Raw genomic sequence first — 7,287 nt, forward strand, 5'->3', positions numbered from 1 at the left:
GCGGACCTGCCATTTCGTAGAGGTGATGGTGGGTCGGCCCCGGCCCGGCGCTGCACACGCCATATGGGCCGGGGTCTTTTGCACCAGCAGCACGTGCTGCTTGCCCCTGACTGTAGGGGTCCCCTACAGTCCATGGCAAGCGGCCCACCGGAGGAAAGGGCCGGGATGAGCGACGAGGAGGTGCGCCGCGTGTCGGACGCCCTTGACGCGGTCGAGCAGATCGCGGACCGGGAGGAGCGGGTCAGGGCCAAGAGTCAGATCATGGCCGCGCAGGTCCAGCGCAATAAGGCGTGGGCGCAGGAGCGGACCGCCCTGATCCAAGAGCTGTGGGCAGACGGCAATGGCCTGTCCTACCGGCAGATTGCGGACCGCCTGCAGATCAAGCTCAGCACGGTGCAGGACGTGTTCCGCGGCTACAAGGGGTCGGGCACGGCGCGGCCGAGGAAGGCGGCCGACGGCGAGTAGCCGTATGCGCGCGAGCCCCCGCCTCAAGTCCCATGAGGCGGGGGCTTCGCCGTGACCTCGGCGGCCGGTCCACGGTTGGTCAGCGCATGGACGAGGCGCAGCTGTGGGAGCAGATCGAGGACCAGGGCGAGCGCGAGCCGCTCATCACCCGGGGCGAGGCGCGGGCCGCCGTCGCCCTGCTGCAGCTGCTCGGCGAGCGGGGTGGCCCGGGAGCCGACGTGGCGGCCGAACTGGCAGCGGCGCTGGCGAGGCGCCTCCCGGTCGGACAGGACAGAGAACCATCGTCACCTTGACCGGCCGAGCATCGCTTCGCGACAGGCCGTCGAGAAGGCAGCGAGGCTGTCGCTCACCGCAGTCCGGCTCTCCCGCATATCCTCCGTCACCTCGGCCAGGGAAGCGCTTCCCCCGCCTCGTGAGTGGAAGGCGACTCGCTCGTGGGCCTTGAGCGTTACCAAGGCGGCTTGGCTCAACTCCTGGGCTGCAGCCCACACGCCCTCTGGCCCGAACAGGGCGGTACCGCTGCATGCGATATGCAGCAGGCTTCTCTGCTCCGCAGCCTGCGCCAGTAGATCATCTGCGTTGCGACCATCGTTCATTGCAATGCGACAGTCGGTCAGCGTCTTGGCGAGGACTCCGTAAGCGTGCGTGATTTCGCCGTATGCCTGGCGTTGTTCTTGGCGCACCCAATGGGCCAGTTCGTTCGTGGCCTGCCGCTCGACCTGATGCGCGAGCGCGTCCGCTGCAGTCTTCGCTCCCGCCTCCGCGCCCTTCTTGGCGAAGTATCCGCCGACCCCTGCCCCCAAGAGGGCGCCCACGCCAGCTATCGCCGCTGCCCAGACCTGGTCCATCCCTCCGCCCCCCGTTCGCGTGAGGTCCGAGAGTACGCCAGACGGCCCATCGCTGCTTGCGCCGGAATGTCCAAGACGGACCCTAAAGACATGGATGCACTTGACACGGCTTCAGTCGTCGCCTTCTTCTCTCTACTCATTGCAGCCGCAGCACTGGCTTTCAGTATTCGAACTCATTGGGATGGCATCAAGCGGAATCGCAGAGACCTTTTCTTGTCTCTCCATGAGCGGCTGTCTCATCCGGATCAGGTGCGAGGGCGAACACTCCTGCGTGAGGAGATTTCATCCGCCGCCGAAGCTGAAAAGATCAGGAAAAAGCGTCGCGCTGACTACGAGTTGGCGATGAGTGCGATCAACATGCTCGACATCCTAGGCTTGTATGTGGACAAGAAATACGTTGATAAGGAACTTGTTTTTGACGAGTGGGGTTGGCTGTATGGCCGTTGCTTCGACCACGGAAAATACGTCCTCAAGGACGTCCAGTGGTACGACGAAGAGAGGGAGATTAGGGCGCCCTGGCGGCACTTCGCCGAATTGGGAAAGGAAGCCTCTCGACGGTACCCGTAATTGCGCTTAGGGCCTACGCCTGCAAGTAGACGTATGGCCTGTCAGCAGATGCGACTGCCGAACTACGGCTAGATCTTGAATGTATGGCTACGCGTCCACCTATCGTCGTTCACCCGCCGAGCCCCAGCGGAGGCCGGCGGGTGACGATCCGGGGCGAGATCGCCGGGCTCGCGCACAGCCCGACGGACGTGCTGGAGTTCCTGCGGCGAGCTGGCGCCGAGGACGTCCGGCTGGATGACCCCGAGCTGATCGAGTGGCGCGGCGGCGGCCCCGACGTCTGGTGACCGCCGCCTCCTGACCATCACGCCGCCGCGGGCTCCGGCTCGTACCAGGTGCGTCCGCAGCGTCCACACCACACCAACGGCCGCGCCCCGCCTCCGGCCTCGATGACCAGTTCGCCCGAGCAGTCCGGGCAGGGGTGGGCGAGCGCGGCCTTGTGGTCGGCCATGTCGAGCGCGGTCTCGACGCGGCGCGCGGCTCGGCCGGCCACGGTCGCGATGCGCAGCAGCTGCTCGTCGGTGAGCCGCTCGAACGGGCCGGGCATGCCCTCGACGCGGGCGAGGAGCCAGGCCGCGGCGTGCTGGGCGGTGCGGGTGCCGACGTGCCGCCACCGTCGGGGGTCGGCAGCGTCGGCGTCGGCGAGGGCATTGCGGCGGGCGTGGTCGGCGCGGGCGCGCCGGTACGCCTTGGGGTCGGCGGGCCAGGTGCGGCGGGGCTGGGCGTGGCTCATGGGGAGGCGCTGGATGCGGGCGGCGATGTCGTCGGCGCACTCGACCAGCTCGGTCTCGACCGCGGTCATGGTGTCGAGGATGTGCAGCCGGATGGGGGCGCGGGTTTCGCCGATCTGGTCCGGTGAGCGCTCGAGGGCGCGGAGGGCGTATGCCTGCCACAGCGCGGCCTCGATGTCCTCGTCGGTGCGCCGGTCGATGCTGGCGAGGTAGTCGTTCATGCGTCCGGCGGGTGGCCATGTGGCGGTGCCGGTCGATGCGAGGGCGTGGTGGAGGTCGGGCCAGTGGGTGACGATGACGCGGAGGTTGGCGAGGGTGAGGCGAGTGGTGCTGTCGGCGGTGATCATCGCGTGTTGCTCCTGTGGTGCTTGGGTTACGGTGATCTCGCCGTGTGGGGCGCGCCTGGTCTGGGGAGACTGTGAGGCGCGCCCTGTCCTCGTTCTCAGACCGGTTGCGCGAGCTGGCGGCAGCCGATGACCGTGCCTGTGGAGTTGCGGACCTCGCGGTAGGGCACGAGGAGATCGCTCCGGCCTTGCGGTACGAGCGCCAGGGCGACGACGAGGGAGACGACGTATCGGACGCCGTCTTGCTGTCGCGGGACCTCCGCGCGGTGGCCGAACTCGACCAGCTCGATCCCATCCGCCTGCGTGCCGAGTTCGATCGTGGCCAGCCGGGCGGGCTTGTCCTCGGGCTCGATGACGTGGCGGAGGTGGGGGTCGAGGTCGTCGATGCCGTCTTCGCGCTCGATGTCGTAGAGGCGGATCGGGTGCGGGGTGAGGTTGAGGATCACGGGTCAGCGCTCCTTGCTGGCGTTGTAGGCGTTCAGTGCGTCGATGAGTTCGCGGTCGAGCCGGGCGCGGGCCTCGTGTCGCCTCTGGGCGAGGTGGTGTTGAAGCCAGGCGATGACGGCGATGCCGGTGAGGTGGGCGCCGAGGATGGCGGCGAACTGGGCGGCGGTCACGGGTCAGCTCTCCGTCTCGTACGGGCGGCCGATGCCTGCGTTGCTGAGCCGCTGGGTGTGCTGCTGGATCCGCTCGTACTTCTCGGCTGTGCTGTGGCCGTCCCACTGCGCCCGCGGGTCGGTCGGCTCGACCTGTTCGACGTGGGCGAACAGCTCGGCGTCGCGGGGCGCGATGTGCCATGACATCTGCCAGCCGCCGACGAGGAGGTACAGCAGCTGCCAGCCGTCCTCGCCCACGTCGTCGGCCGGGGTGATGACGGCGTTGGCGGGGTGGAGGGCGGCGATCCAGGCCAAGAGCGCGGCTCGTTCGGCGTATGCCTGGTCGCGTTCGGCCTCGGCGGGGTGGGGCTCGTCCACCTGCTGCTCCTCGCCGAAGTGGACGACTTCGGGCTGTTCGCCGCTGAGCTCGTCCAGTGCCTTGCGGAGTTCGTAGGCGGCGCTGCCGTGGGTGCGGAGGATGGCCCAGTCGTTGGCGAGCCTGCGGCCTCCAGTTCCTCGGCTCGGGCCTCGGCGGTTTCCTCGCGCTGGATGGCCTTGTCCGCGCGATCCTTCTCGGCGCGGAGGAGATCACGTAGCTGCTCCCGTTCGGCGCGGAGGTGGGCGCGGGCGTTCTCTGAGGTGGCGAGTTCGCGCTGTGCGGCGTTCAGCTCGGTGCGCAGCTGCTCCATCTCACGGTCGCGGACGGCGAGCACGGCATCGGCGACGGTGAGCGAGGTGGCGACGTCGTCAGGGTGCGTCCAGAGGAGTTCGGCCCGGATGGCTGCCGCGTACTGCTCGCGCAGCCCGTCGTCCGGCGCGTCCTCGTTGGCGGCCGGGGCGCCGATGCCGAGGATGTGCACCGGGTCCATGGGCGGGGTGTCCTGGGCTGTCCGGACAGTGTCCGCGCTGGTCACTGGGCTGTCTGCCTCGGTGTCCGGGGTGCTGTCCTGCCTGTTGTCCGGGCTGTCCGTCCTGCTGTCCGGGGTTGTCCGGGTCGTGGGCTCTGCGGGGTCGGCCTCGATCACCGCGTACAGCTCGGCTGTGCTGAGCAGACCCTGCTGGTGGAGAGCAGCGGCGTCTCGCGCGTGCTCCAGCCGCTCGCGAACGCCTGTACGCCCGCCTGTGGCCCGTTCGGGGTTGGCGGGGTCCTCGGGGGTGTCTGTGGGGCTGTGAGGCGTCTGGGGCGCCACGGGGCCGCTCTGGCGGGGCGGTTGGGGCGTGAGGTCAGGCACGGGTCTCTCCAAGGATCTGGCGGGCGACGGCGAACGCCTCGTCCACGGCCGCGCCCTCGTGGTGCGCGGTGCGCGCGATGACGTCGAGCAGGTCGGCGAGGGCGAGGCCGACGGTCGGGTCCATAGCGGCCGCGTACTCGCCGTGCCGGGCGCGCATGCTCGGGTAGCTGCCGCGTCCGGCGGTGCTGTGGATGAGGCGTGTGCCCGGCCCGTCGGGGTTGGCGGCGTACAGGTAGCCGTGGCCCTTCTCGCGCTCCTTGAAGTACCAGCGGGTGGTGGGCGTGCCACCCCGCTCGATGGGTGTGGCGGTGGCGGTAGATGCGGCGGTGGCGAGGGCTCGCAGGTTCTCGGCGGCGGCGCGGATCTCGTCGGCGGGGCTGGCGTCGGTCATCGAATGGTCTCCTCGGCGGGGTGGCTGCCTCGGCTCTTCAGGCGGCTCGCGATCTTCTGCACTTCGTCCGTGACGGCCTCTCGCAGGTCCGGGTCGGGGAATCGCTCACTGAGGTCGGCGACGTTGAGGACGTCGTCCAGCGCGCGGCCGGCCACCATGCAGGCGAGTCGTCTGACGGCGGCCTGGCTGATGTCGGTCATCGGGTCTCCGGTGGTCGGGGGCCCGGCCGCGTGGACGGCGGCCGGGCCGGGGCGGGTCAGGCGGCGATGGTGATCTCGCATAGCGGCACACAGGCCGAGAGCTGGCTGTGCAGCTCGCGGAGCCGGGCCATGGCGCGGCTGTCGCGCTGGTTCAGGGCGCTGCGGGCCGGACCGGGGATCTTGAACCAGCAGGCGCGGCAGAGGTATTGCCCGGGACGGCGTGGACGGCGGCAGGACAGGCACGGCTTGGTCGTAGGCATCAGCGGTCGCTCCCCTCGGCCGGGGCGGCGGTCTCGTCCTCGTCGGGCAACTGGTGCCCGGCCTGCTGCAGGCGGAAGGCGAGATCGGTGGCGTCTACGCCGCCGACGTCGTTGGCCTCGGTGCACCAGTCAGACACGATTCGCAGCACCTCGGCCAGCGCCCCCTCCGCGCGCTGCCGAGCCTCGTGCGGGGTAAGCACCCCGGGCCCGTGCCGCTGGACGACGAGCGTGTACAGCTCCGGCGACTCGGCCACCTTCACATCGAACGACAGCTTCGTCTCGCTGTAGTTCGGGCCGTCGCCGGGCATGGCGCGGGCGGCTCCGACGAAGTGGGCACACAACTCGCGGGCGGGCTCGATGTCCATGGCGATGCCGTTGCGGAAGTCCATGGAGCGCAGGCCGGTCTCGTCGAGCTGCTTCTGGATCCAGCGTTCGCGGGCTTCGTCGTCGCGGCCGTCGAGCTCGGCGAGCAGCTCGTCACGCTCGCACCAGGGGCAAGCATGGGCGTGCTCGGAGTCGACCATCCAATCCGCGTGGATGCCCTTCGGGCACTGCTGTGGGCTCATCGCGTCGGTATCGCGGTCAGGCTGCGGGGCGGGGGTGGTGGGTTCGGTCATCATCGGGTGCTCCTCGATCTGGGATGGTGGGTAGGCGGCCGCCCCTGTTACCGGCAGGGGCGGCCGTCTGCTGGCTGAGGTCATGCAGCGGGCGGCTGGATGCCGAGCGCGTTCAGGACCGCGAGCAGGACCGTTGCGGGGTCGGCGCCCGGCGCGCCCACGGCGGCCTCAACCGCGTGCCAGGCGGCGCTGTACTCCTCCGGGGTGAGGGAGCGGCGGGCGGTGCCGTCCAGGGCGACGGCGCGGCCAGTCCCCTGCTGCACCACGGAGTCGACGGCCGGGTACAGGTCGGGGAAAGCCCGGCACGCGTCGATCACCTCGGCCACGATCGCGCTGTCCTTCGGGCACCGCTCGCCCTGCGGGTGCATGGTGCCTCGGACGTAGCCCATGACGGCCGCGTCCCTGATCAGGGCCCGTTCCCGGTCGGTGAGCGAGGCGAGGACAGCACGTACCGCATCGGCATGCTGGGCATCCCGCTGTGCCAGATAGGTGATCAGGGACGGCGGCAGCGGGGCGGGGCTGACGGGTTCGGGCTGGGTGGTCATCGGTTGGCCTTTCGGTCGGTGTGGTGGATGAGGCGGAGCAGCTGCCGGTCGGCGCGGTGGCGGCCGCGGCGTCGTGGCCGGGACCAGATGCCGAGCGGGGCGCCGGCGGCGAGGACGATCAGGCCGGTGAGGGCGAGGCTCACGATCACGTCGAGCACGGCGGGCCCTCCTCGAGGAGAGCCAGCTGCCCGGCGGCCTCGATCGCGGCCCGGCGGGTAGCGGCCGCGGTCTGCCGGTGGTGCTCGGCGTCGTAGTGCAGATGGCAGCCCTGGCACATCGCGCGGAGGTTGGCCGGGTCGCAGTTCTCCGGGGTGTGGTCGAGGTGCGCCACGGTGAGCACCACGCGCGATCCGGTGCCGTACGCGGTGGCGCCGTGCCGGTTGGGGCAGCGGCCGGTGTGGGTGCCGCGGCCGCATTCGCCGTGGCATTCGCAGCGGCCGGCGGCGCGGACGAAGCGGATGCGGCTGCTGATCTTGCGCCAGTCGGCGGGATAG

16 protein-coding genes are annotated in these 7,287 nt (G+C 70.2%); 4 read left to right on the top strand and 12 right to left on the bottom strand.

Going from position 1 to position 7,287, the window contains the following annotated elements:
• Positions 1 to 165: 165 nt before the first annotated feature.
• Together GWI24_RS36995 and GWI24_RS37000 are read left to right on the top strand one after the other, a co-directional pair.
• Positions 166 to 465, top strand: coding sequence for a helix-turn-helix domain-containing protein (locus tag GWI24_RS36995; protein WP_210950424.1), 300 nt, complete (start codon positions 166 to 168; stop codon positions 463 to 465).
• 86 nt (positions 466 to 551) lie between these two features.
• The gene (locus GWI24_RS37000) at positions 552 to 758 is read left to right on the top strand and encodes a hypothetical protein (protein WP_210950425.1); all 207 of its coding nucleotides are present in this window, start codon (positions 552 to 554) and stop codon (positions 756 to 758) included.
• Here the strand turns inward: GWI24_RS37000 and GWI24_RS37005 are convergent.
• Complete coding sequence (locus tag GWI24_RS37005) at positions 750 to 1,313, bottom strand: hypothetical protein (protein WP_210950426.1); 564 nt, start codon at positions 1,311 to 1,313, stop codon at positions 750 to 752. The two genes, GWI24_RS37000 and GWI24_RS37005, sit on opposite strands and share 9 nt — an antisense overlap.
• Positions 1,314 to 1,403: 90 nt before the next feature.
• Between GWI24_RS37005 and GWI24_RS37010 the strand changes: the two genes are divergently transcribed.
• Positions 1,404 to 1,880, top strand: a complete 477-nt coding sequence (locus tag GWI24_RS37010) for a hypothetical protein (protein ID WP_210950427.1) — start codon at positions 1,404 to 1,406, stop codon at positions 1,878 to 1,880.
• An 83-nt stretch (positions 1,881 to 1,963) separates the two neighbouring features.
• Positions 1,964 to 2,164 carry a hypothetical protein gene (locus tag GWI24_RS37015; RefSeq protein WP_210950428.1) on the top strand — a complete coding sequence of 67 codons (201 nt, stop codon included), beginning with the start codon at positions 1,964 to 1,966 and terminating at the stop codon, positions 2,162 to 2,164.
• Between the two features lie 17 nt (positions 2,165 to 2,181).
• Here the strand turns inward: GWI24_RS37015 and GWI24_RS37020 are convergent, their stop codons facing one another.
• From GWI24_RS37020 to GWI24_RS37070, 11 genes are all read right to left on the bottom strand, one after another.
• Positions 2,182 to 2,955 carry a hypothetical protein gene (locus tag GWI24_RS37020; protein ID WP_210950429.1) on the bottom strand — a complete coding sequence of 258 codons (774 nt, stop codon included), beginning with the start codon at positions 2,953 to 2,955 and terminating at the stop codon, positions 2,182 to 2,184.
• A 95-nt stretch (positions 2,956 to 3,050) separates the two neighbouring features.
• Positions 3,051 to 3,398: a hypothetical protein gene (locus GWI24_RS37025; protein WP_210950430.1), complete on the bottom strand. Its 348-nt coding sequence runs from the start codon at positions 3,396 to 3,398 to the stop codon at positions 3,051 to 3,053.
• 3 nt (positions 3,399 to 3,401) lie between these two features.
• Positions 3,402 to 3,569 (bottom strand): hypothetical protein, encoded by a 168-nt coding sequence (locus GWI24_RS37030; RefSeq protein WP_210950431.1) that lies wholly within the window; start codon positions 3,567 to 3,569, stop codon positions 3,402 to 3,404.
• Between the two features lie 3 nt (positions 3,570 to 3,572).
• A complete protein-coding gene (locus GWI24_RS37035; protein WP_210950432.1) occupies positions 3,573 to 3,926 on the bottom strand; it encodes a hypothetical protein in 354 nt (117 codons plus the stop codon).
• Positions 3,927 to 4,772: 846 nt separating this feature from the next.
• Positions 4,773 to 5,171, bottom strand: coding sequence for a hypothetical protein (locus GWI24_RS37040; protein WP_210950433.1), 399 nt, complete (start codon positions 5,169 to 5,171; stop codon positions 4,773 to 4,775).
• Positions 5,168 to 5,371, bottom strand: coding sequence for a hypothetical protein (locus GWI24_RS37045; RefSeq protein ID WP_210950434.1), 204 nt, complete (start codon positions 5,369 to 5,371; stop codon positions 5,168 to 5,170). Before GWI24_RS37045 ends, GWI24_RS37040 begins: the two co-directional genes overlap by 4 nt.
• Before the next feature lie 56 nt (positions 5,372 to 5,427).
• A complete protein-coding gene (locus GWI24_RS37050) occupies positions 5,428 to 5,631 on the bottom strand; it encodes a hypothetical protein (RefSeq protein ID WP_210950435.1) in 204 nt (67 codons plus the stop codon).
• The gene (locus tag GWI24_RS37055; protein ID WP_210950436.1) at positions 5,631 to 6,251 is read right to left on the bottom strand and encodes a hypothetical protein; all 621 of its coding nucleotides are present in this window, start codon (positions 6,249 to 6,251) and stop codon (positions 5,631 to 5,633) included. Before GWI24_RS37055 ends, GWI24_RS37050 begins: the two co-directional genes overlap by 1 nt.
• Positions 6,252 to 6,328: 77 nt before the next feature.
• Complete coding sequence (locus tag GWI24_RS37060; protein ID WP_210950437.1) at positions 6,329 to 6,793, bottom strand: hypothetical protein; 465 nt, start codon at positions 6,791 to 6,793, stop codon at positions 6,329 to 6,331.
• Entirely contained in the window at positions 6,790 to 6,951 is a 162-nt protein-coding gene (locus GWI24_RS37065; RefSeq protein ID WP_210950438.1) for a hypothetical protein, read from the bottom strand. Before GWI24_RS37065 ends, GWI24_RS37060 begins: the two co-directional genes overlap by 4 nt.
• The coding region (locus GWI24_RS37070; RefSeq protein WP_210950439.1) for a hypothetical protein at positions 6,939 to 7,287 on the bottom strand (349 nt) is incomplete at its 5' end. The genes GWI24_RS37070 and GWI24_RS37065, both read right to left, overlap by 13 nt.

The organism is Streptomyces sp. MK37H (assembly GCF_018035285.1).
In the GTDB taxonomy this organism is placed as follows: Bacteria; Actinomycetota; Actinomycetes; order Streptomycetales; family Streptomycetaceae; genus Streptomyces; species Streptomyces endocoffeicus.

What these genes read in the sequence shown, in the direction of transcription:
- GWI24_RS37010 (WP_210950427.1), top strand. Translation starts at nt 1,404, where the DNA reads ATGGATGCACTTGACACGGCTTCAGTCGTCGCCTTCTTCTCTCTACTC.
- GWI24_RS37060 (WP_210950437.1), bottom strand. Translation starts at nt 6,793, where the DNA reads ATGACCACCCAGCCCGAACCCGTCAGCCCCGCCCCGCTGCCGCCGTCC.
- GWI24_RS37005 (WP_210950426.1), bottom strand. Translation starts at nt 1,313, where the DNA reads ATGGACCAGGTCTGGGCAGCGGCGATAGCTGGCGTGGGCGCCCTCTTG.
- GWI24_RS37015 (WP_210950428.1), top strand. Translation starts at nt 1,964, where the DNA reads ATGGCTACGCGTCCACCTATCGTCGTTCACCCGCCGAGCCCCAGCGGA.
- GWI24_RS37040 (WP_210950433.1), bottom strand. Translation starts at nt 5,171, where the DNA reads ATGACCGACGCCAGCCCCGCCGACGAGATCCGCGCCGCCGCCGAGAAC.
- GWI24_RS37050 (WP_210950435.1), bottom strand. Translation starts at nt 5,631, where the DNA reads ATGCCTACGACCAAGCCGTGCCTGTCCTGCCGCCGTCCACGCCGTCCC.
- GWI24_RS37020 (WP_210950429.1), bottom strand. Translation starts at nt 2,955, where the DNA reads ATGATCACCGCCGACAGCACCACTCGCCTCACCCTCGCCAACCTCCGC.
- GWI24_RS36995 (WP_210950424.1), top strand. Translation starts at nt 166, where the DNA reads ATGAGCGACGAGGAGGTGCGCCGCGTGTCGGACGCCCTTGACGCGGTC.
- GWI24_RS37055 (WP_210950436.1), bottom strand. Translation starts at nt 6,251, where the DNA reads ATGATGACCGAACCCACCACCCCCGCCCCGCAGCCTGACCGCGATACC.
- GWI24_RS37045 (WP_210950434.1), bottom strand. Translation starts at nt 5,371, where the DNA reads ATGACCGACATCAGCCAGGCCGCCGTCAGACGACTCGCCTGCATGGTG.
- GWI24_RS37000 (WP_210950425.1), top strand. Translation starts at nt 552, where the DNA reads ATGGACGAGGCGCAGCTGTGGGAGCAGATCGAGGACCAGGGCGAGCGC.